General features: G+C 63.2%; 2 protein-coding genes. One reads left to right on the forward strand and one right to left on the reverse strand.

Annotated features, from left to right (window positions below; genetic code table 11):
* On the forward strand, positions 1-347 hold a 347-nt coding region (locus tag GY937_15340; GenBank protein ID MCP5058079.1), incomplete at its 5' end, for a hypothetical protein.
* On the opposite strand, the gene GY937_15345 is transcribed toward GY937_15340, so the two are convergent.
* Positions 348-513: ATP-binding protein (locus GY937_15345; GenBank protein ID MCP5058080.1), on the reverse strand; the 166-nt coding region annotated here is incomplete at its 5' end.

Here is a 513-nt window from a genome sequence, read left to right on the forward strand (position 1 = left end):
AGCGGATGAAGCAGGAGGAGAAGCGGCTGCGTCAGGAGATTCGGGAGCTGATGGAGCGGGCCGGGAAGACGGATGCGATGGAAGACCAGCGCTACGGCAAGGGCCAGCGAGGCTCCGAGCTGCCGAAGGAGCTGTCGAATTGCGAGCAGCGGCTGGCAACGATCCAGGCAGCGAAGAAGCGTTTGGAGGCGCGCCAACGAGAGGAAGACGAGAAGAACGGACGGGAACCTGGGGACCAGGATCGCACGGGGAAGCCTGGCAAGCCCTCGGTGAACACCTCAAAACCGGCCATACGTGAACGTCTGAAAAGCGGCCATAGGGAGCCGCCCAAGACAGGTGTGGTGTGATTAGCCCTTTGTGGGTGTGTTTTTCGAGGTGGCCTTCTCTCGGGATCGCCAGCTCCGGGGTCCGCATTTCAGGAAGTGGGCGTGGTGAAGGAGCCGATCGAGCATGGCGGTGACGGCCGCCGTGTCGCCGAGCAGCTTGCCCCAGTCTTCGATGGGGCGGTTGGAG

This window comes from bacterium (assembly GCA_024228115.1).
In the GTDB taxonomy this organism is placed as follows: Bacteria; Myxococcota_A; UBA9160; order UBA9160; family UBA6930.